Below are 21,865 nucleotides of genomic sequence, written 5' to 3' on the forward strand. Positions count from 1 at the left end.
TTTAGGCGAATACGAGTTAAGAAAACAGAAAATTTTGAACATAGAGATAATTAAACACAAATTAAACCAATAAATCATGAATATTTTTAGAAGACTATTTAGAATAGGGAAAGCAGAAGCTAATTCTGCTATAGATAAAATGGAAGATCCCATTAAAATGACTGAACAAGGTATTAGAGATATGAAAGAAGACCTTGATAAGAGCTTAGAAGCTTTAGCACAAGTAAAAGCTATGGCTATTAGAGCTAATAACGAAAAAGAAGAGTATGCTTCTAAAGCAGAAGATTATCAAAATAAAGCAATGTTAATCTTAAAGAAAGCACAAGCTGGAGATTTAGATATAGCTGAAGGAGATCGTCTAGCTAAAGAGGCTTTAATTAAAAAAGAAGAAGCTAGTACTCATGTTGAAAGAGCTAAGGGAGAAGCAGAAAAATTTAACAAATCGGTTGCTCAATTAGAAAAGAATGTTTCTGATATCAAATCAAGCATTAGCAAGTGGGAAAACGAATTAAGAACCCTTAAAGCTCGTGTAAAGGTTGCAGATGCAACTAAAAATGTAAACAAGCAAATGGCAGAGATTGATAGTTCTAGTACTGTTTCTATGTTAGAACGTATGAAAGAGAAAGTAACTCAGAGTGAAGCCTTAGCTGAAGCTTACGGGGATATAGCAAATGAGTCTAAAAGCATAGACGAAGAACTAGATGCTGTTGTAGATACTACAGAAGCAAATGCCTTAAGCGATTTAGAAAAACTAAAAGAGCAATTAGGCATGACTGATAAAGGAGATTCTAAAGAATCTTAAAACAAATAACTTAAACTAACTAATAATACATGAACGGACTAACTGACATATTTTTTTCCTCGGTTAATATGCCTTTAACCATTCTACTAATCATCCTATTTTTATATTGGATATTAACTATGATGTCGGGTTTAGATTTCGATTTAGACTTTGACGTTGAAGTAGATGTGGATATTGACACTGATATAGATATAGACACCGACACAGCTTTAGATTCAGGTAATGTATCTTTTGATGATTTTGCAAATGCAGAGGTGAAAAAAGAAGACATCTTACCAAATAGAAAAAGAGATTTAAAGTGGTGGCAGATTGTATTGGTATACTTCAATTTTGTTGAATTACCATTTATGTTCACTTTCACTTTTTGGATTTTATGCTGGTGGTTTTTAACCGTGTTTTTTACAAATTTCACTCATAGTTATGATAATAGTTTTGGATTCATAATATTCTTCATAGCTATTATACCATCATTAATTCTAACAAAAATATTAACAAGTCCTTTTAAAAGGTTCTTTAAAAATTTTAGTAAGAAAGGAGAAGAATCATTAGACTTATTAGGGAGAAGAGGAGTTCTTATATCTAACCTTTCTGGCGACAAATTAGGATCAATGAAATTAATTGTAGATTCTAGTCCAATTAATGTTTACTGTAAATCTCTTAACGGGGAAAAAATCAACTCAGGTCAGGAAGTTTTGATTATAAAAGAATCATCTGATAAAAAATATTATTTTATTCAATCATATAAAAATTAACTAATTTATGGACACACTAAGTACAGGAGCACAAATAGCAATTTTCGCAGTTGTTGGTGTTATCTTTTTATTCATTGTTTTCATTGCAATTATTGCAATGTTTTACAAAAAAATTGCTCAAGGTCAAGCCTTAGTAAAGACTGGTTTTGGAGGTACAGCAGTAGCTTTCGACAAAGGTATGTATGTTATACCTGTTTTACACAAAGTAGAAATCATGGATATTTCTGTTAAAAAAATAGAAATTGAGCGTATTGGTTCTGATGGTTTAATATGTAAAGACAACATGAGAGCGGATATTAAAGTAGCTTTCTTTGTTCGTGTTAATAAATCTAAAGATGCTATTATCGAAGTTGCTCAGACTATTGGCTGTGAAAGAGCTTCATATATAGACACTCTTAATGAATTATTTGAAGCAAAATTCTCAGAAGGTTTAAAAACTGTAGGAAAACAATTTGAATTTATTGAATTATATGAATCTCGCAGTGAATTTAGAGATAAAATTATTTCAGAAATAGGTCGAGATTTAAATGGATATACACTAGAAGATTGTGCTATTGATTATTTAGAACAAACAGATGTAAACCATTTAAAATCTGATAATATTCTAGATTCTGAAGGTATCAAGAAAATTACTGAATTAACTGCTGCACAAAACATAAAATCTAACTTAATTAAGCGTGACGAAGAGAAAACCATTCGTAAGCAAGATGTAGAAGCACGAGAAGCCATTTTAGAGTTAGACAAGCAATTAGCAGAGAAAGAAGAACAGCAAAAACGTGAGATTGCAAATATTGTATCTCGTGAAGAAGCAGAAACTTTAAAAGTTGCTGAAGAAGAGCGATTAAAGTCTGAAACGGCTAGAATAGCAACTGAAGAAAAATTACAAATTGCTGAAGAAAACAAACAACGTCAGGTAATTGTTGCAGCTAAAAACAAAGAACGTACTGATGCTGTTGAAACAGAAAGAGTAATTAAAGACCGTGATTTAGAAGCTACAGAACGTGAAAGAATTGTAACACTTGCTCAAATTGATAAAGAGAAAGCTGTAGAGGTTGAGAAGAAAAACATTCAAGATGTTATTCGTGATAGAGTAATGCTAGAAAAAGGTGTTGTTGAAGAGCAGGAAAACATGAAAGATATTGAGGCATTTAAAGGTGCCGATCGTGAAAAGCAAGTAGCCATTACCTTAGCTGAAAAATCTGCTCAAGAGCAATTAATTAAGCGTATTAAATTAGCGGAGGCTGAAAAAGAAGCAGCTAAGCAAAAAGCCGAAGAAATTAATATTCATGCTCAAGCACAGAAAGAAGCATCTGTTAAAGAAGCAGAAGCTCGTAAAATCTTAGCAGAAGCACAAGCAAAAGAAGAAGCTACTCTAGGTATGTCTGAGGCTCAAGTAATGCATGCTAAAGCTGAAGCTAGTGAAAAGCAAGGTTTGGTTGAAGCTACTATTATAGAAAAAACTGCTATTGCTGAAGCAGCTGGAATTGAAGCAAAAGCAGAAGCTATTAAACTTCAAGGAATTGCAGAAGCTGAAGTAATTAAAGAAAAAGCATTAGCACAAGCTAGCGGAGATAAAGAAATTGCATTTGCTGAAGCAGCTGGAATTGAAGAGAAAGCAGAAGCTATGAAGAAACTTGATGGTGTAGGTAAAGAACACGAAGAGTTTAAGTTAAAGCTTGATAAAGAATTACAAGTAGACTTAGCAGAAATCAATATCCAGAAAGATATTGCAGATGCTCAAGCAGATGTAATTGGAGAAGCGTTAAAAGCGTCTAATATCGATATTGTTGGTGGTGAGACAATGTTCTTCGATCAGATTATTGGTCAGATTACCAAGTCTAAAGGAATTGACAGGTTAGTGAACCATTCAGATAACATTACTCAAGTTAAAGACGCTATTTTAGGTAGCGATGATGTAAAAGGTAATTTATTAGACAAAATAAAAGACTTTGCAACTGAATATGGTATTGGATCTGAAGATATCAAAAACCTAACCATATCTAAACTATTATTAGACTTACAAGCTAAAGCTAGCTCTACAGATGAACAAAACACTTTTGGTAATCTGTTCAACCTAGCAAAAGCCTTAGGATTATCAGATAAGAAATTGAAGTAATTCAACTTCGTCAAAAAAGCTCAGTATGAATATTCATACTGAGCAACAGACGGAGATTTAATAAGAACTAACCGGTTGTTCTCTCCTACTTCTCTTTCGTTACTATTATTAACCTTATTAACTTAAAGAATTATGGGATTTGCACAATTCATGGTTAGCTCTATTAAGAGTAATAACCGTAGACAACAACGTGTACAATTTGATAAAGAAGACATATTAAATAGCTATACTAAAAACAAAACTAAACCTGTTTTTAAGAAAGCAAGTCAAGAACAACTTTTGAAAATTAGAAAGCGTTTACAAAAGAGTAATCAAGTCTATCAACAAAAATTAATTGGATATACTTTTTTATCAGTCGTATTCATTGGTACGATAATCTATTATTTTAATGAAATTATTTCATTTATATTTTAATAAATGCAAGAAGAAAACAACCAACATACTAACCAATTAGAAGGCGGAACTTACGAGATTATTCAATCGCGTCTTCAAAAACATAAACAAGATTTAGTAGAGCGTTTACAGAAACTAAATACTTCTAGAAAAGATGTTTTTGGAGCTGTAGAAACCAAACTAATTGCTAACGATAGAATTAATACAGAAAACACTTGTATTGCTAGAGATATTGTGGCATTGGGTACAGCTTGTTTATTTGGCTATAACGTTCATTTTGGACTTCGTACAGAAATTAAACTTTCTGATGTATTTAGCCAATATACTTTTCAAGATCAAAGTTTTCACCAGCAAGAGCTAACCTTAATAAACGACGATATATTCTTAAACGATTTTCAAAATCTATATAAATACTATCGTAACACCTTTTTTGCTAAGTTTAACCTTATTGGTAATTACCTATACATGGTCTTTCAAATAAGCGAAAACACTACCGATATTAAAACCTTTAAGTGGTTAATTAAGGATAATACTTTGGTTTATATAGATAACCGTAGTGATCATGAATACAAGTTTCCTACTCAACATGAATTCCGTTGGCAAGAAACCAATTATGATAATCATCGTAACGGAGCTCATCCGCATGTATCTATACTAGACAAAATATTTGTAGAAACCATTGGTGGAGACTTAACCATAAAAGTTGAAGATAATACAGATGAAGGAAAAGGTATTTTAAATGAACCTGTAGAACATAGAGACCAAACCTTAGAAGATGGTAAATTTCTATACGCAGACTTAGGTAACCTAACTGTTTTAAGTATTACACCTTACCAGGAAACGGCTCGTTATTTTGTATATAACCACAAAGTACAACAAGTAGAACGTATACAAAGTATAGAAGATACCGCTGTACTCCTACCCGATAATCACGGATTAATTTTTCCAGATGGTTACTACTTACAAACTGGTGAATTTAAGAAGTTTGAAAAGAGTATTGAGCAAGTAAAATTCCAGAAAAAAGTTGCCTCTCCTAATGGTGAAGATTACTTGTACGTTTTTTACGAAGAAGGTAAAGGAGATTATGTGTTAATGACTTATAACATCATTGAACAAACCATTAACACACCTATTATATGTAACGGTTACACTGTTTTAGAAAATGGGGAGTTATGCTACTTTAAATCTGAAGATGATTCTACCAAACATCATGTTGTTCAGATTTGGCAAACACCTTTTTCAAAAACGGTTCAAACCAACACTGCTCATAACGATTCTTTAATCTATAAAATAGGTAATAAAGATATTGTAAAAGCAATGGCAGAATGCCAAGAGTTAATTACGCTTTTAAATAAAGAAGATAATTACGATGGCCTTTACGATGATATTAGTAAACAAGCTACTGATGTTTTAGATTCTTATTATTGGATTAATGAACCCGACACTTCAAACTTAAACATTCCATTAGCAGAACTAAAATCTACTGCTAATGCAGCTATTGATGAGTTTGAAAAAGTAGTACAGTTAAAAAAAGCGGCTACTCAAGCTACTCAAGAAGTAGAGCAAGATATAAAAGACTTATTCGATAAGATTAAGCACAGTAGTTTTAAATCTATTGACGATTTTGTTGAAGTACTTACTAGATTACGTGGAGCACAAGGAGCTACCATTAGTTTAAAAGATATTCGTTATACCAATGCTACTCGTATAGAAGAGTTATCAGCTGAAATTAGCGAACAAACTGAGCGTATTTCAAGAAGATGTGTTAGTTTTCTATTAGATGAAAAAGCGCTTCTACCCTATCATAATAGATTAGAAGAAAAAGTTACTGCTTTAGAAAACATAAAAAAGGTTGTTGAAGCCAAAGAGTTAGAAGAAGAAATCAATCAGATTAGTACCGATTTAGAAATGCTAATTGACATTGTAAACAATCTTCAGATAGAAGATACTTCGCACTCTACAGCTATCATAGATACTATTTCGTTGCTTTTTGCAGAGATTAATCAGTTAAAAGCTGGTTTAAAGCGTAAAGCCAAAAGTTTAAACGAATCAGAAAGTAAAGCAGATTTTATTGCTCAGCTGAAATTATTTGATCAAAGTATTATCAACTTTATAGATATTGCTAATACGCCTGAAAAATGTGATGAATACTTAACCAAATTATCGGTTCAGTTAGAAGAGTTAGAAGGGAAATTTGCAGATTTTGATGAGTATATTACTCAAATTATCGAAAAGCGTGAAGAAGTTTACGCGGCTTTTGAAACACGTAAAAATGCATTGGTAGAAGCTAAGAATAAGAAAGCTATTACCCTACAGAATGCAGCCCAACGAATTTTAGGAAGCATATCTAAAAAAGCAGCTACCTTTAATAATGCTGAGGAAATTAACGGATATTTTGCTTCCGACTTAATGGTTAGCAAAATTCAAAGTATCATTCAACAGTTAAAAGATATTGATGAAGTTGGTAAAGCAGAAACTTTAGAGTCTAACCTAAAAACATCTAAAGAAGAGACCGTACGTAAGCTAAAAGATAAATTAGACTTATATGAAGACGGTGATAATGTTATTAAACTAGGTAAGCACAAGTTTGGTGTAAACAAACAACCTTTAGATTTAAACATAGTTGCTAAAAATGATGCACTTTATTTCCATTTAACCGGTACGGATTTCTATGAAAAAATAGAGAATGACATTTTAAATACTTCACAACATATCTGGAATCAGGAATTAATTTCAGAAAATAATGAAGTATACCGTTCTGAATATCTAGCGTATAAAATTTATAAGGCTGAAGGTTTAAAAAAGCTATCACTTTTAAACGCCGATGATTTAACTACTTTAGTTAAAAAACAAAGTAGTGAAAACTATGCAGAAGGGTATGTAAAAGGAGTTCATGATGAAGATGCTTTAGCCTTATTAACTACTTTAATTAAAACCGAAGAAAATTTAGGTTTATTAAAATACAATCCAACAATTAGAGCTTATGCTCAATTGTTTTGGAATAGTTTAGAAACAGCAGATAAAGATGTCCTTAACAAACAAATAAAAGCCTCTGGAAGTGTATTAGCTTTATTTCCGGAGTCTAATGAGTTTGAATTTGTTATTGAATCTTTAGATAGTCAAATAACTAATTTCTTAGATACATGGAACCATTCTAATGTATCTAGCAAAAGTATTGCAGAATATTTATTTCATGAATTAAATAGTGATGACAACTTTTGCATTAGTGCTCATGCTCTAGAATTAAAAGAAGCTTTTAAGGAGTATTTAAAAGTTAACAATGGTACAGCTTCTTTTCAGAATAGTTTACAATCAATAACTATTATAGAAGATAAAGTTTCTTTAGCTAAACAATGGCTACAGTCTTTTATACAAAGTACTAACGATAATCGTTCTTTTTATAGTTACGAAACCATTGCACTTCTTTTATTTAACGGGCATGTAAACAAAAAGATAAACCATATCAATGCCATAGAAAACATTACTACTTTAAAAGGTAGTCATGGTGTAATTAAAGGGCATGACTATGAGTTTAACTATCACTTGTTTATTGAAAAATTAGAAAAATACAATAAGCAAGTAATTCAAGATTTTATAGCTTACAAAAAGGCTAAAAAAGAATTAACAGAGCAACAAAAACACACTTTAAAATTAGAAGAGTTTAAACCTAAGGTATTATCATCTTTTGTTAGAAATAAATTAATTGATCAGGTTTATTTACCGCTGTTTGGAGATAACTTATCTAAACAATTAGGTACCGTAGGCGAAAATAAACGTACCGATCGTATGGGTATGTTATTACTAATTTCTCCACCTGGTTATGGTAAAACTACCTTAATGGAGTATATCTCTGAACGATTAGGATTGGTATTTATGAAAATAAACGGTCCGGCAATTGGTCATGAAATTACTTCGGTAGATCCTATGGCGGCAAACAACTCAGCAACTAAACAAGAACTAGAAAAACTGAATCTTGCTTTTGAAATGGGAAACAATGTGATGTTATATTTAGACGATATTCAGCACTGTAATCCAGAGTTTTTACAGAAGTTTATTTCATTAGCCGATGGTCAGCGTAAAATTGAAGGTGTTTATAATGGGGTTACTAAAACCTACGATTTTAGAGATAAAAAGTTCTGTGTAATTATGGCGGGTAACCCATATACAGAAAGTGGAGATAAGTTTAGAATTCCAGACATGTTAGCTAACAGAGCTGACATATACAATCTAGGTGATGTAATTGGAGATTCGGCCGATCTATTTAAACTGAGTTTAATTGAAAATGCCTTAACATCAAACGATTTATTACGCCAATTAAGCAGTAAAAACTTTGATGACATTTATAGCATCATTAACTACATAGAACAAGGTAGTGAAGGTACACTAGACTTAAAAGGAAACCACACTAAGCAAGAAGTTCAAGATTACATTTCTGTATTAGAGAAAGTATTAAGAGTACGTAACGATGTGTTAAGTGTAAACGAACAGTACATTAAGTCTGCTGCTATGGAAGATGCCTACAGAACAGAGCCGTCTTTTAAGTTACAAGGTTCGTATCGTGATATGAATAAGTTGGTAGCTAAGGTAGTTCCCATTATGAATGAAAAGGAATTAACTACACTGCTACTTTCACATTACGAAAGTGAATCGCAAACTTTAACCAGTGCTGCAGAAGCTAATTTATTAAAGTATAAAGAATTGGCTAATACCCTATCTGAAGAAGAACAACAACGTTGGGAAGCCATTAAAACTACTTTTGTAAAGAATAACAAGCTAAAAGGTTTTGGGAGCCAAAACGAAATGGCTCAAGTATTAAGTCAGTTAATGCAATTCTCTGATAATTTAGAAGGAATTAAAGAAGTGTTGGCAAAAGGGTTTGAAAAGGAATAATGAAAAACCTTATCAAAAATGAACAAATCAAATTTAACTTTAATCCTTTTGGAGGATTAGATGATGATGAAAATAATTTTGTTCTACAACCTGAAATAGATTTTAAAGAAGTTGAGGAGCTCTTAAAAGATAATTCTGCTATTACAATAGAATTGGTAGGAAGAAAAGGCAGAGGTAAAACCTCTCATTTAAGAGCTCTTTCAAACTACATTAAAGATTGTGAATTTATTCAGTTATCAACAACTAACAAGGCGTTTAGTACTAATACCAAAAAGTCTATATATATTATAGATAGTATTCATCATTTAAAATTAACCAACCGTTTAAGTTTATGGAGACAAAAAAACAATTCATTTATTATCTCCACTCACATTAGTAAAAAGTTAGAATTTATAAGTACTGGTAGAAAATTTAAATCATATAAAATTGGTCAAAACTCTAAAGAAGATTTAAAACTTTTAATTCAAAAAAGAATAGCTTTAGCTTCTAACATTAATAACTTTCATGATATAGATTTAAATAACACCTTTTTAGAAAATCTTTCTGCAAAACATAAGTCTGATAAGCGAGCGATATTAACTAACCTTTATTCTTCATTTAAGCAAAAATGAAAAACTTACATGAATACATTAAATTTGAATTTATCCCTAATAACACTACTTATAAAGCCTCAGAGTTTATTATTGGTACAATAACAATTCAAGCTCTAAAAGACTTTTCTGTTGATGCTTTTGGAGTTTATTTAAAAAAGAGAATAAAGGGTCAACTATCTACACCGCCTAATCAATCTTTTAGTATTACAAATATTATTCATGAAAATATTTGGAGAGCTGGACAAATTTATGAATATAACATTGAAATACTAATCCCTGAAAACGCTTATAGCTATTCTGGCGAAAATGTTGAAGTATTATGGGCTATCGTATTTGAATTAGACCCATCTAGTGAAACTTCTTCTACTCTCAGAAAAGATTTCCTTAAAAATGTAGAGTTTCATAGCTTATTTAAATCATTTAGTAACTTCAAACATGAGTATTATATAAACATATTACCTAAAGAAGATAATTACGAAATTATACCTATAAAAAACTCATTAGCAAACAATAACAAAATGTTCATCATACTTGGTGTTATCATTTTAATTATTGCAACCTGTATATTTCTTTTTTTAGACAACGGATTCTTTTTTGGATTAATAATAACTGGTTTGGGTGGTTATGTACTTTATAAAAACATTTATCATACTATTAGTATTGGTAAATTAGGAAAGATTACTTACTCTACTCATTTGCATACAGATGATGAATTCATGCTTAGATTAAGACTCTCAAACAACCAACGATCTATTAAAAAACTAAACTATTATTGCTCTATAACCGAAAAAGTTAGAGATGATAGAGGTACTTCGACTACTACTCGTTCAGAAACAGTTTATAAAAGTCCTAAAAATACTTTTAAGCAAAGCATAAAAAAGGATAATGAATTATTAATACCATATCCTAAAAAAAGTTTTCCTATTGACATTGATATAAATGATGTTGAATTAATATGGAATGTGAATTTAGATTTTGAATTTAAAAATGATACAACCTATATTCAAAAACTCCCTATAAAAATATCAAAATCCTAAAACAACTCTAATTGCCCACTCTTATATTGAGCATGCAAACTCGTATTCAATTTAGGCATTTTTTTTCCTTTAAAATATTTAAAACGAGCCATAGTAACTAAATCATTTATCTGCTTGGCTATATTACCTTCTCCCCTCATTCTATTACCATAACGACTATCGTTTAAAGTTCCTCCATGGCAATCGGCAATTTGATTGAGTACTTTCTCTGCTTTATCGGGTAATGTTTTATGAATCCAATCGGTAAAAATTTCTCCAATAGCACCATTTAACCTTACAATAGTATGACCAATAGACAATGCTCCTGCTTCAGATACTGCTTTGGCTAGAGGCAATACTTCATGACTATTAATAGCAGGAATTAAAGGTGCTAACATAGCGTTTACTGGTACTCCATTATCAGAAAGTATTTTAATAGCCTTTAAACGTTTTTGTATACTGGCTGTTCTGGGTTCTAAAACCCTCCTAGTTTCTTCAGACAATGATGTAACCGACACATTAACTGCTATTAAATTGTCTTTAGCTAACTCTGTAAGGATATCAAGATCTCTCAGTATTAAAGCGTTTTTAGTAATAATAGCTACTGGGTGTTTATACCTTAGAAAAACTTCTAAACACTTTCGAGTTATTTCATATCTTTTTTCAGCAGGCTGATAACAATCTGTATTACCAGAAAGTACTATTGGGTAAGCTTGCCAAGATTTCTTCTTTAACATTGCTTCTAACAACTTAGGAGCATCTTTCTTAACCAATATCTTTCTTTCAAAATCCAGTCCAGCACTATATCCCCAATACTCATGGGTATTACGAGCAAAACAGTAAATACAACCGTGTTCGCATCCTTGATACGGATTCATAGAATATTGCATTCCTACATCAGGACTTTTAACTTTATTCACAATTGTTTTAGGGAAAACATCTATAAACTGTGTTTTGTTTTTATCTGCTTCTTCTTGTTCTTTGTAACAGAATTCTAAAAAATCATCACGTATTTCATGACTCAACTCAAAAAATCGGTTGTGTACATTTTTTTGGGCGCCTCGCCCTTTTATAGGTGATTTAGAATTCATGAGTTTAATAAAACAATCTAGGAATGGTTATAAAATTACTGCTTAATTCTTCATGAAAATGTTAAAACCAAACTAGGTTATTAACAAATTAAATTGGTACTTTTACCTAAGTAATAAAACCTACTGGTGTCAAAAAAAAAGCAACATAAATCGGCTCTAACAGAAAATGATGGTGTACCACAACCCAAAATGGTTAATGCGAATGCTATGGTACGTAAAAAAGAAATTTCTGTAGAAAAATATGTTTCTGAAATTCAGAAAGGTAGTCGAGTATTTCTAAGTAAAGCCATTACATTAATTGAGAGTACCAATCCTAAGCACAAAGAAAAAGCAAATGCTATTTTAAAGACTTGTTTACAAACTCCTAACAAATCAATAAGAATTGGAATTACTGGAGTCCCAGGTGCTGGAAAAAGTACCTTTATTGAAGCTTTTGGGACTTATTTAACCAGTTTAGGTAAAAAAGTAGCTGTATTAGCTGTAGACCCTAGTAGTTCTGTTACCAAAGGAAGCATTCTAGGCGATAAAACTAGAATGGAAGAATTAGTACGAAACGAAAATGCTTTTATTCGCCCTAGTCCGTCTGGAAATTCTTTAGGAGGTGTAGCCAGAAAGACGAGAGAAAGTATGATGCTTTGCGAAGCTGCGGGTTATGACACTATTTTAGTAGAAACTGTTGGAGTTGGACAAAGTGAAACTGCTGTTCATTCTATGGTAGATTTCTTTTTATTATTAAAATTGGCTGGAGCTGGTGACCAATTACAAGGAATAAAAAGAGGGATTATAGAAATGGCCGACACCATAGTCATTAACAAAGCAGATGGTGACAATATAAAACGTGCAAAACTAGCTAGAACCGAGTTTAAACGTGCTTTGCAATTATATCCTCATAAAGACAATGGATGGCTCCCTAAAGTAACTACTTGTAGTGCTTTAAAAAATGATAATATTGATGGAGTCTGGGACATTATTAATGAATATATTGAGTTGTCTACAAATAATAACTCTTTTAAAGACAGACGTGCAGAACAAAACAAGTTTTGGTTGGTTCAAACTATAGAAGAGCAATTAAAAGAAAACTTTTATTCTCATCCTGAAGTTGCCAAACAACTCATAATACTTACCAAAGAAGTAGAAAAAGGAACTATTTCTCCTTTTGATGCGGCTGAGCAATTATTAAGTTTGAAATAGAATTATTTCTTTTCATACACTAACTCCCCTCCGATAAAAGTTTTTAGAACTTTAGCTTCTGGAACCTCATTGATATCAACAGTCATAATATCTCTATCTAATATTACAAAATCGGCAAATTTTCCTATTTCAATGCTTCCTTTTTCTTGTTCTTCAAAATTAGAATGTGCTGCCCAAATAGTCATACCTTTTAAAGTTTCTTCTCTAGTTAAAGCATTTTCCATTTGGTAACCATTCTCTGGGTATCCTTTTAAATCTTTTCTTGCTACAGCAGCATAAAACGTCAACATTGGGTTTACCTTCTCTACCGGGAAGTCTGTTCCTAAAGCTACTTTACCATAATTGTTTAGTAACTTTTTATAAGCATAACCATTTTTAATTCGCTCTTTCCCTACTCTATCTTCTGCCCAATACATGTCTGAAGTAGCATGTGTAGGTTGTATAGAAGGGACAATTTTATCGAAAAAATGAAAATCTTTTTCATCTACAATTTGTGCATGCTCAATTTTCCACCTTCTATCTTCTTTACCTTCTAAAGCTTCTTTATAAGTCTTTAAAACTATATAATTAGTAGAATCCCCAATTGCGTGTGTATTCATCTGAAAATCTGAATTAGCAATTCTTCTAGCTGTCTCCTTTAAATTATCTACGCTAAATATTAACGCTCCATGGTGATGGTCTAAATCTGAATATGGTTCTTTCATAACAGCTCCTCTAGATCCTAAAGCACCATCTCCATAATACTTAAAAGAACGAACATTCATATAATCTGTTTTATAAATTCCTTTCTTTAAATAATAATCTAAATTTTCTTTACTTGCAGAAGCCATTGCATAAATACGCATTTTAAGCTCATTAGCTTGCTGTAAACTATCCATTAACTTTATTTCATAACGTTCTAAACCAGCTTCATTTACTGTTGTTAACCCAAGGCTAAAACACTTTTCTGCAGCTAATTTTAAAGCTTGAGCAGACTCTTTTATAGTTGGTTTTGGTATTGTAGAACGTATTAACTCCATTGGAGCATCTATAAAAACACCTGTTAGTTTTCCGTCCTTTTTTAAAATTTCTCCTCCCGAAGCCGGAGTATCAATGGTTACTCCCGCCAAATCTATCGCTGCCTGATTTGCCAATAAAGCATGTCCGTCTACTCTACGTATGGCTACAGGTGTAGTAGGAAACAAGCTATCTAACTTTTCATTTGTTGGATATTCTTTTACTTCCCAATCGTTCTGATCCCAACCTCTACCAGTAATATAACTTAATTGATTCTTTTTCTGAAAATCAACTAAGACTTCTAAAACCTCTTCATAGCTCTTAGTTCCTTCCAGTCTTACTTTTTGCTCAACCAATCCCATTCCTAAAAAATGACAATGAGCATCTATTAAACCTGGATAAACAGGTTTTCCTTCTGCGTCAATTACTTGATTTGATTGGTATTTATTTTTAATTTCTTCTGATTCTCCAATAGCTACAAACATTCCGTCTTTTATAGCAAATGCGCTAGCTTTAGGTAAAGAATCACTCACAGTATATATATTAGCGTTTGTTACTAATATATCTACAGTTTCTTTTTTTTGACTACATGCTACTAATAGTATGCTAACTAATAATAAAATATTTTTCATTGGGTAATAAGTCTTAAATTAAATAAAAAAGGAGCTTTCTCTTTGTAATAACTAAGCATTATATTTAGCAATTAACCACTGCTGCAGTTTATACATTCCTAATGCTACTAAAGTTCCGAATACAAATCCTGTCAACACATCTCCAGGATAATGAACTCCAATATAAATACGGCTATAACCTACCATAAAAGCCCATAAGAATAACAAAACAGCTATGTACTTAAAATGCTTTTTTAATACTTGTCCCATAAAAATTGCTAATGCCATAGAACTTGTTGCATGAGCTGAAAAATAACCTCCTTTACCTCCACATGAATCCTTTACTAATCTTACCAAATCTGGCATGTCATAGCAAGGTCTTAAACGCAACATTAATTCATATTTAAAATATTTAGAAACTTGATCGGTAACTAAAATCATTAATGCAACTGTTAACATAGTAAGTAAAGTACCCTTAAGTCCTAACTTTTTATATAGTAAAAACAGTAATAAAGCGTACAAAGGAATCGCATTCCATTTACCGGTAATAAACATCCAGAAACCATCCCATGTAGAGCTTCCTAAGCCATTTAAGAATAAAAATAAATCGGTGTCTAACTGAAGAATACTTTCCATATAAGTACTAGTTTTCGTAACGAGCTACTTCTCTATCGTAAAACTCTGAAGCTTCTTTTATAGCAGTTTGAGATTCTGTAAGTAATTCTTGTTCGTCGTTTTTATCAAAATCTTCAAACCATTCAATTTCATCATTTTCTAAGTTAATTATAAACCTAGGAAAGTCGGTATGAATAACAAAAATAGCATCTGGTAAATCGGTATTATCTCCTAATATAAACTTTGGTAATTCCATAATATCTAGTTCGACTCTTTCTGAGCGATTAATTTTTTAGTTAAATAATTAAAACGTAAAAATAACAATATAGCAGAAACTGTTAAACCAGCTAATAAGCCTAACCATATTCCTGCACTTTTATATTCTGTATGCAACCCTAAATAATAACTTATAGGGAAGCCAACTACCCAATAAGCTATAAAGGTGAACAACATTGGCATCATAACATCTTGTAAGCCCCTTAAAGCTCCTAGAACTACGACTTGCACACCATCTGATATTTGAAAAAATGCCGCAATTAAAATTAAAACACCTGCTGTTTTTACAACATCGTAAGTATTTAGTAAATCTGCTTCATTATTGTAATTCACAAATAAGTCTGGAAACACCTTATAACCGGCAATAAAGATGCCTGCAAAGATAATCTCTATAAATAAGGTTAAAGCAAAAACTGAAAAAGCAATTCTACGCAACTCTACAAAGTTTTTCATCCCTTTTTGATTTCCTACTCTAATCATTGCAGCTACACTAAGCCCCATACCTACCATAAAAGTTAGAGATGATAATTTTAAAGCTATCTGATTTGCTGCCTGTGCGTTTTGTCCTAAAACCCCCGACAACCATATTGCAGCTGTAAAAATTGCTACCTCAAATAACATTTGCATTGAAGATGGAAAACCTAGATTTACAATCTTCTTGATGACCGATTTTTGTATAGACAACATGTTTAAATTAGTAACATACATTCTAAATTTTTCTTTAGAACGTAATAGCCACCAAATAAATAATACCATAATAATTCTAGAAACTAAAGTTCCTATTGCCGCACCAGTAATCCCTAGTTTGGGAAAACCTAACTTACCATAAATTAATAAGTAATTTAATAAGACATTAATACCATTGGCTATTAAAGTTGCCCACATAGCGTACTTGGTTTGAGACAAACCATCTGAAAATTGCTTAAATGCTTGAAAAATAATTAATGGTATTAACGACGCCGCTACAATATTTAAATAAGGCATAGCTAGTTCTACTACTGCATCTGGCTGCTTCATATGATACATAAGTGGCTTGGCAATTAAAACTGAAGTAAATAAACCCAAGGCTAGCACTGTACACAAAAACAAACCATGTTTAAAAGCCGCTTTTACTCTATCTTTATTTCCTTCTCCATCTGCCTCGGCAACTAAAGGTGTAATTGCTGTAGAGAACCCAATTCCTAAAGACATGGCAATAAACAAAAAGCTATTACCTAAAGACACTGCAGCAAGTTCTGTAGTACCTATTTTACCTACCATGATATCATCTATTAAACCAACCATGGTATGACCAACCATACCCAATATTACTGGATAGGCAAGCTTTAAGTTATAACGAAACTCTTTAGTATAATTAGAAAAATTCAAACCGCTGATTTAAGTGTGCAAAGGTAAAAGAAATACTTATCATTTAAATCAATAGCTATTGTATTTATTATATTGCAGTATCAATAAAATTTATATTGTGAATACCACCAACAATACTGTACAAAAAATTGTAGAAAAATTAGATTTACTACCGCATCCAGAAGGAGGATTTTATAAAGAAAATTATAGGAGTTCAGAATTCATCAAACAACCTCATTTACCCAATCGGTTTTCGGGTGATAGAAATTTCTCAACGGCTATTTATTTTTTGTTAACCTCTGGTAATTTTTCGGCTTTTCATAGAATTCAACAAGATGAAGTTTGGCACTTTTATGAGGGATCACCCTTAAATGTTCATGTTATTACTCCAGAGGGAAATTATACAAAACATAAAGTTGGCCATATTCACCAAGGATTACAACCTCAGTTAATAGTACCAAAAGGATGTTGGTTTGCTTCTAACATAGATGAAGAAGATTCTTATACTTTAGTAGGGTGTACTGTTGCTCCCGGTTTTGATTTTTCTGATTTCGAATTAGCAGTAGAAAAGGACTTAAGTAAGTTATATCCGCAACATTCTCATATCATTAACCAGTTAACTAGAAGCTAATATGTCTTATCAAATACATCCTACTCCAAATAATATTAGTTGTACGAATACTATTGCTAGAATGATCGATGGTCTTATATTTCGTTACTATTGGGCTACAGAAGGCTTAACTGATGATGATTATACTTTTAGACCAGTTGAAGGTAGTATGAATTTAACTGAGTTGCATATGCACATATACGATTTAGCTTTTATCACCAATAAAACTTATGGTGGTTCACCTACCTATAAAAAGGAATATTTAACTAGTTTTGACAGCGCTAGACAAGAAATACTCAGATTATATGAAGATGTAAGCAATCGCTTAAAAGAAATGCAAGATGATAACCAACTCAATGAATTTGTAGTTAAACCTAAATCTTTAGATGGTGAATTTCCGTTTTGGTATACACTAAATGGACACATTGCAGACTGTTTAACTCATATTGGACAACTAATTTCTTGGCGACGCATAAATGGTAATCCACAACCTAAAGGAGTAAATGTATTTTTAGGAAAACAACTTTAACATGACAAACAACGATATACTAAAACGATTACGTTTTACCTTTGATTATAATGATGCCCAAATGGTGGCAATTTTTAAACTCGCCGATTATGAGGTAGAAGTAGAAGAAATGACTGCTTGGTTAAGAAAAGATAATCACCCAGATTATTTAGAACTGATTGATAAAGATTTGGCTATTTTTTTAAACGGATTAATTAACGAAAAAAGAGGTAAAAGAGAAGGTCCGCAACCTACACCAGAAAAAAGGTTAACCAATAATCTTATTTTAAAGAAACTTAAAATAGCTCTAAACCTAAAAACTGATGATATTATAGCTGTATTTGCTTTGGTAGACAGAAAGATTACGATGCCTGTTTTAAATTCTTTTTTAAGAAACCCTAAACAAGACCAATACCGCATTTGCCAAGACCAATATTTAAGGTGGTTTTTAAGTGGTCTGCAAGCTAAGTATAGATCAAAATAATAACACAAGTACTTTTTTTATAAAACCCGGGCAATATTCTGTAAGATAACGGCGTAATATTTGATGAGAAAAATATGCTTTTTACTCGTAAAAAAATTATACTACCAATATGATACTAAAAAAAACTAACCCTATTTTTATGCTTTATCACTATTTATTCTTTTGGACAAAAAGAAAATTCAAATAATAATAGAAGCTCATACAAAAACAAAGGTTTTTTTAATATCACTAAGATATCTTTTACAAATATTAATAGCTTAGAACGAGATATTTTCATTCCTGGGGAAGGGGGATTTTATTCAGAACTTGACGATAGTAATTCTTTTGCTTGGAGCCTTCAAACTATTAATGGTTATTTCATTTCACCTTATTTTTCTTTAGGAATTGGTGTAGGACTTGATGGTTATCATAAACCTGATTTTAATACATTTCCTATTTTCTTAGATATTAGGGGATATTTTTCAGATAAAGAAAATTCTATTTACTCGTTTCTAGATTTAGGGCCGACTTTAAATATTGGTGGAGAAAATTCTAATTTACGAAAAGGATTCTTAGCCAATATAGGTATTGGATATAAATTTAAAATTCATAAGAATCTAAATTTAATATCAGATATATTCTATTCTCATAAAACGGTTAGCTTAACAAATGAAGGTATAGCTAAATCCAATGATAAAATAAAAGCAAACGGAATTGGTCTAAGTTTAGGTCTTATATTTTAATTATTAAATTATAAGAATTTTACTTTTCCAACTTCTTACTCTGAATTACCTCATACTTATCAAACAAATACACTAAAGAAGTCATAGTAGCAGCTCCTAATTCTAATTCGCGTTTGTTTACATGTTCAAAGGTATCATTAGCTGCATGATGGTGGTCGAAATAACGCTGAGAGTCTGGTCTTAATCCGCACAATACATTGTCTCCTTTTAGCGGGCCAATATCTGCACCACTTCCTCCCTTTTCAAAAAAGTGAATTAAATAAGGTTTAAATAGTTTTCTCCAACTTTCTACTTTTTTAAAGTTTTCTTGAGAACAATCAAAAGAAAAACCTCTAGGTGTAAAACCTCCTGCATCACTCTCTAAAGCAAATACATGGTTTTCTCCCTTCTCTTTAGCCACTTTTGCATACTTTTTCCCTCCACGTAAACCGTTCTCTTCATTCATAAACAATACCACTCTAATAGTATGCTTAGGTTTATAACCTGTTTCTTTAAACAAACGCAATACTTCCATAGATTGTACCACTCCTGCTCCATCATCGTGAGCGCCATCTCCTAAATCCCACGAATCTAAATGACCACCCACTACCATAATTTTATTAGGATAGGTACTTCCTCTTATTTCTCCTATTACATTATAAGACTCTACATCTTTTAACTGTTTACAGTGCTGAGCAAAAAAGAATTGAGTTGTTGGGTCTAATTTTAACATAGAACTCAATAATTCTGCCCCGTTAGTGCTTATTGCAGCAGCAGGTATTCGTTTACTTACTGGAGTATCTCCATAACTCATTGATCCTGTATGTGGCAAATCGTCTAAACGCAAATTAACAGACCTTACCAAAACCCCAACCGCACCATATTGAATTGCTTTCTCAGCACCTTTATATCGCTGATCTACACAACCTCCATAAGCACGAAATGTTTGAATTAAATCGGCTTGCATAGGCCTATTGTAAAAAACTATTTTGCCTTGTATTTTTTCTCTACCTAAAGTAGCTAATTCATCAAAGTTTTGTACTTCTACCACTTCGGCTTTTAATCCGCCAGCTGGTGTTGCAACAGAACCTCCTAAAGCGCAAATAGGTACCGTAGTAGTGTTACCTGGTGCCGATTCTATATAAGCAAACTCTTTAGCTCCTCTTACCCATTTAGGTACCATAACAGGTTGTAACCAAACCTTATCAAGGCCAAGTTCTTCAAGCTCATCTTTGGTATATTTAACCGCTTTTTCTGCATTATAAGAACCAGATAATCTCCCTCCTATTTGATTAGATAAATGATCTAACCATTTGTATGATTTACCATTTAACAAAGATGTATCATAAATAGCCTTTAACATCTTCTCATCATCTGATTGAGCTTTTACTTCAATAAAGCCTGTAAACAATATCAAAAACAATATTAAAATATTTAACTTACCCAGCCTGCTGTTAATTTTGAAACTCTTATCCATTCTTTTCCATTAAACTTATATATATCATACCTACTTATAGCAGCTCTATTACCTGTTGCTATAAGAACTTGAATTAAAGCTATTGACTTATTCTTATTAAAAATTGGCTCAGAAAAGTACACAAAACTATAACGGCCAAACTTTTTATAATAAGTGTTCCATCCTGCAACCCCATGCTTTTCAAATATCCCAAACACTTCATTTTTTGTTAAGTACTCAACACTCTCAAGTTCGAAATTAATTTTTTTTGCTTTATTATTTACTTTTATTCCATTAAGAGAATTTTCACCAAAATATTTAACTATACTATCATAGCTTTTTTTATATACTTTTTTATCATTATTTACATTAACCAAATATTTATTTAACTCAAATGAATACTCATCAATAACATAAACCTTATCCTTTCTATTTACCTTATTAACAACAGTTTGAAGTAAACTAACTATAGCTTCTTCTTTACTTTGTGATAAAGTAACATGAGAAACAACAAACAACAATAATATTAAACTTAATATTTTCATTCTTGCTCTAGTTCTTTTCTATATTGATCTAAGTTGGCTTTTATCTCATCGTCTAATTCTGGCTCTTGTATATCTGTATATTCAGAAAGTGTATCATAAATAATTTTTGCTACCATATAGCGAGCAGAAGGTTTATGATCTGCTGGAATTACAAACCATGGCGCCATTTCTGTAGATGTTCTATTTATTGCATCCTGGTAACAGTCTTGGTATTTATCCCATAATTTTCTTTCCTTTAAATCACCTGGAGAAAATTTCCAATTTTTTTCTTTTAATTCTATTCTACGCAATAAACGTTTTTTTTGTTCTTCTTTACTAAGGTTTAAGAAAAATTTAAATATTAACGTGCCATTCTCTGCTATATGCTTTTCAAAATTTCTGATTTGCTCAAAACGTTGTTCCCAGAAAGAATTGTTTACATCTGCAACCGAGTGTATATCGGGTAAGTTTTCTCCTAAAATATATTCTGGATGCACTCTAGTAACTAATACATTTTCATAATGAGTTCTATTAAAAATAGCAAATTTACCTCTGGCTGGTAAAGCCATATAGTGCCTCCATAAATAATCGTGGCTTCTTTCTAAATCGGTAGGCACCTTAAAACTGTGTACTACTACACCACGAGTATTAAAATCTTTAAAAACTTCTCTTATTAAACTATCTTTACCCGCTGTATCCATACCTTGCAAACAAACCAATACTCCATATTTACCATGAGCATAAAGGGTATCTTGAAGCTTACCTAACTTTTTTCTAAGTTTTTTTAGTTGTTTTTTTATTTTTTCTTCATCTTCATTTAAAATAACTTTTGTTGAATAACTTTCTAATTCTATCCTTTTCTTTACTTGATAATCTGTGATTTTAAATTTCAT

19 protein-coding genes are annotated in these 21,865 nt (G+C 31.6%); 11 read left to right on the forward strand and 8 right to left on the reverse strand.

The window, feature by feature from the left end; all coding sequences use genetic code 11:
• Positions 1–76: 76 nt before the first annotated feature.
• The 7 genes from ACFQ1O_RS01335 (at position 77) to ACFQ1O_RS01365 (ending at position 10,583) form a co-directional block, all read left to right on the forward strand.
• The gene (locus ACFQ1O_RS01335) at positions 77–802 is read left to right on the forward strand and encodes a PspA/IM30 family protein (protein WP_377712520.1); all 726 of its coding nucleotides are present in this window, start codon (positions 77–79) and stop codon (positions 800–802) included.
• Positions 803–831: 29 nt separating this feature from the next.
• Positions 832–1,554 carry a hypothetical protein gene (locus ACFQ1O_RS01340; RefSeq protein WP_377712522.1) on the forward strand — a complete coding sequence of 241 codons (723 nt, stop codon included), beginning with the start codon at positions 832–834 and terminating at the stop codon, positions 1,552–1,554.
• Between the two features lie 7 nt (positions 1,555–1,561).
• The gene (locus ACFQ1O_RS01345) at positions 1,562–3,670 is read left to right on the forward strand and encodes a flotillin family protein (RefSeq protein ID WP_377712524.1); all 2,109 of its coding nucleotides are present in this window, start codon (positions 1,562–1,564) and stop codon (positions 3,668–3,670) included.
• 132 nt (positions 3,671–3,802) lie between these two features.
• Positions 3,803–4,084 (forward strand): hypothetical protein, encoded by a 282-nt coding sequence (locus ACFQ1O_RS01350; protein WP_377712526.1) that lies wholly within the window; start codon positions 3,803–3,805, stop codon positions 4,082–4,084.
• A gap of 3 nt (positions 4,085–4,087) precedes the next feature.
• On the forward strand, positions 4,088–8,953 hold the full coding sequence (locus ACFQ1O_RS01355) for a DNA repair ATPase (protein ID WP_377712528.1): 4,866 nt from the start codon (positions 4,088–4,090) through the stop codon (positions 8,951–8,953).
• Positions 8,953–9,564 (forward strand): hypothetical protein, encoded by a 612-nt coding sequence (locus ACFQ1O_RS01360; RefSeq protein ID WP_377712530.1) that lies wholly within the window; start codon positions 8,953–8,955, stop codon positions 9,562–9,564. Before ACFQ1O_RS01355 ends, ACFQ1O_RS01360 begins: the two co-directional genes overlap by 1 nt.
• Positions 9,561–10,583 carry a hypothetical protein gene (locus ACFQ1O_RS01365; RefSeq protein ID WP_377712532.1) on the forward strand — a complete coding sequence of 341 codons (1,023 nt, stop codon included), beginning with the start codon at positions 9,561–9,563 and terminating at the stop codon, positions 10,581–10,583. The genes ACFQ1O_RS01360 and ACFQ1O_RS01365 overlap by 4 nt, the downstream gene beginning before the upstream one ends.
• On the opposite strand, the gene ACFQ1O_RS01370 is transcribed toward ACFQ1O_RS01365, so the two are convergent.
• Complete coding sequence (locus ACFQ1O_RS01370; RefSeq protein ID WP_377712534.1) at positions 10,580–11,653, reverse strand: PA0069 family radical SAM protein; 1,074 nt, start codon at positions 11,651–11,653, stop codon at positions 10,580–10,582. The two genes, ACFQ1O_RS01365 and ACFQ1O_RS01370, sit on opposite strands and share 4 nt — an antisense overlap.
• Before the next feature lie 126 nt (positions 11,654–11,779).
• Between ACFQ1O_RS01370 and meaB the strand changes: the two genes are divergently transcribed.
• A complete protein-coding gene (meaB, locus tag ACFQ1O_RS01375; RefSeq protein WP_377712536.1) occupies positions 11,780–12,844 on the forward strand; it encodes a methylmalonyl Co-A mutase-associated GTPase MeaB in 1,065 nt (354 codons plus the stop codon).
• 2 nt (positions 12,845–12,846) lie between these two features.
• On the opposite strand, the gene ACFQ1O_RS01380 is transcribed toward meaB, so the two are convergent.
• From ACFQ1O_RS01380 to ACFQ1O_RS01395, 4 genes are read right to left on the reverse strand one after another with little or no spacing between them, the layout of a single operon-like run.
• Positions 12,847–14,472 carry an amidohydrolase gene (locus ACFQ1O_RS01380; RefSeq protein ID WP_377712538.1) on the reverse strand — a complete coding sequence of 542 codons (1,626 nt, stop codon included), beginning with the start codon at positions 14,470–14,472 and terminating at the stop codon, positions 12,847–12,849.
• Between the two features lie 51 nt (positions 14,473–14,523).
• Positions 14,524–15,087: a phosphatase PAP2 family protein gene (locus tag ACFQ1O_RS01385; RefSeq protein WP_377712540.1), complete on the reverse strand. Its 564-nt coding sequence runs from the start codon at positions 15,085–15,087 to the stop codon at positions 14,524–14,526.
• A 7-nt stretch (positions 15,088–15,094) separates the two neighbouring features.
• Complete coding sequence (locus tag ACFQ1O_RS01390; protein ID WP_377712542.1) at positions 15,095–15,322, reverse strand: hypothetical protein; 228 nt, start codon at positions 15,320–15,322, stop codon at positions 15,095–15,097.
• A 5-nt stretch (positions 15,323–15,327) separates the two neighbouring features.
• Positions 15,328–16,710 carry an MATE family efflux transporter gene (locus ACFQ1O_RS01395; RefSeq protein ID WP_377712544.1) on the reverse strand — a complete coding sequence of 461 codons (1,383 nt, stop codon included), beginning with the start codon at positions 16,708–16,710 and terminating at the stop codon, positions 15,328–15,330.
• A 97-nt stretch (positions 16,711–16,807) separates the two neighbouring features.
• Here ACFQ1O_RS01395 and ACFQ1O_RS01400 point away from each other — a divergent pair, with 97 nt between their 5' ends.
• The 3 genes from ACFQ1O_RS01400 to ACFQ1O_RS01410 are packed head-to-tail and all read left to right on the forward strand — an operon-like array spanning position 16,808 to position 18,291.
• Positions 16,808–17,320 (forward strand): cupin domain-containing protein, encoded by a 513-nt coding sequence (locus tag ACFQ1O_RS01400; RefSeq protein WP_377712546.1) that lies wholly within the window; start codon positions 16,808–16,810, stop codon positions 17,318–17,320.
• A 1-nt stretch (position 17,321) separates the two neighbouring features.
• A complete protein-coding gene (locus tag ACFQ1O_RS01405) occupies positions 17,322–17,828 on the forward strand; it encodes a DinB family protein (RefSeq protein ID WP_377712548.1) in 507 nt (168 codons plus the stop codon).
• Between the two features lies 1 nt (position 17,829).
• The gene (locus tag ACFQ1O_RS01410) at positions 17,830–18,291 is read left to right on the forward strand and encodes a YehS family protein (protein ID WP_377712550.1); all 462 of its coding nucleotides are present in this window, start codon (positions 17,830–17,832) and stop codon (positions 18,289–18,291) included.
• Between the two features lie 741 nt (positions 18,292–19,032).
• On the opposite strand, the gene ACFQ1O_RS01415 is transcribed toward ACFQ1O_RS01410, so the two are convergent.
• From ACFQ1O_RS01415 to ACFQ1O_RS01425, 3 genes are read right to left on the reverse strand one after another with little or no spacing between them, the layout of a single operon-like run.
• Positions 19,033–20,469, reverse strand: coding sequence for a M20/M25/M40 family metallo-hydrolase (locus ACFQ1O_RS01415; protein WP_377712552.1), 1,437 nt, complete (start codon positions 20,467–20,469; stop codon positions 19,033–19,035).
• Positions 20,427–20,993, reverse strand: a complete 567-nt coding sequence (locus tag ACFQ1O_RS01420) for a hypothetical protein (RefSeq protein ID WP_377712554.1) — start codon at positions 20,991–20,993, stop codon at positions 20,427–20,429. The genes ACFQ1O_RS01415 and ACFQ1O_RS01420 overlap by 43 nt, the downstream gene beginning before the upstream one ends.
• Complete coding sequence (locus tag ACFQ1O_RS01425; RefSeq protein ID WP_377712556.1) at positions 20,990–21,865, reverse strand: PPK2 family polyphosphate kinase; 876 nt, start codon at positions 21,863–21,865, stop codon at positions 20,990–20,992. Before ACFQ1O_RS01425 ends, ACFQ1O_RS01420 begins: the two co-directional genes overlap by 4 nt.

Origin of the sequence: Pseudofulvibacter geojedonensis (genome assembly GCF_042675745.1) — a bacterium.
GTDB classification, from domain to species: domain Bacteria; phylum Bacteroidota; class Bacteroidia; order Flavobacteriales; family Flavobacteriaceae; genus Pseudofulvibacter; species Pseudofulvibacter geojedonensis.

Bases quoted from the DNA above. Each gene is read 5' to 3' on its own strand.
- ACFQ1O_RS01335 (WP_377712520.1), top strand. From the start codon at position 77: ATGAATATTTTTAGAAGACTATTTAGAATAGGGAAAGCAGAAGCTAAT.
- ACFQ1O_RS01340 (WP_377712522.1), top strand. From the start codon at position 832: ATGAACGGACTAACTGACATATTTTTTTCCTCGGTTAATATGCCTTTA.
- ACFQ1O_RS01345 (WP_377712524.1), top strand. From the start codon at position 1,562: ATGGACACACTAAGTACAGGAGCACAAATAGCAATTTTCGCAGTTGTT.
- ACFQ1O_RS01350 (WP_377712526.1), top strand. From the start codon at position 3,803: ATGGGATTTGCACAATTCATGGTTAGCTCTATTAAGAGTAATAACCGT.
- ACFQ1O_RS01355 (WP_377712528.1), top strand. From the start codon at position 4,088: ATGCAAGAAGAAAACAACCAACATACTAACCAATTAGAAGGCGGAACT.
- ACFQ1O_RS01360 (WP_377712530.1), top strand. From the start codon at position 8,953: ATGAAAAACCTTATCAAAAATGAACAAATCAAATTTAACTTTAATCCT.
- ACFQ1O_RS01365 (WP_377712532.1), top strand. From the start codon at position 9,561: ATGAAAAACTTACATGAATACATTAAATTTGAATTTATCCCTAATAAC.
- ACFQ1O_RS01370 (WP_377712534.1), bottom strand. From the start codon at position 11,653: ATGAATTCTAAATCACCTATAAAAGGGCGAGGCGCCCAAAAAAATGTA.
- ACFQ1O_RS01380 (WP_377712538.1), bottom strand. From the start codon at position 14,472: ATGAAAAATATTTTATTATTAGTTAGCATACTATTAGTAGCATGTAGT.
- ACFQ1O_RS01385 (WP_377712540.1), bottom strand. From the start codon at position 15,087: ATGGAAAGTATTCTTCAGTTAGACACCGATTTATTTTTATTCTTAAAT.
- ACFQ1O_RS01390 (WP_377712542.1), bottom strand. From the start codon at position 15,322: ATGGAATTACCAAAGTTTATATTAGGAGATAATACCGATTTACCAGAT.
- ACFQ1O_RS01405 (WP_377712548.1), top strand. From the start codon at position 17,322: ATGTCTTATCAAATACATCCTACTCCAAATAATATTAGTTGTACGAAT.
- ACFQ1O_RS01410 (WP_377712550.1), top strand. From the start codon at position 17,830: ATGACAAACAACGATATACTAAAACGATTACGTTTTACCTTTGATTAT.
- ACFQ1O_RS01415 (WP_377712552.1), bottom strand. From the start codon at position 20,469: ATGGATAAGAGTTTCAAAATTAACAGCAGGCTGGGTAAGTTAAATATT.
- ACFQ1O_RS01420 (WP_377712554.1), bottom strand. From the start codon at position 20,993: ATGAAAATATTAAGTTTAATATTATTGTTGTTTGTTGTTTCTCATGTT.
- ACFQ1O_RS01425 (WP_377712556.1), bottom strand. From the start codon at position 21,865: ATGAAATTTAAAATCACAGATTATCAAGTAAAGAAAAGGATAGAATTA.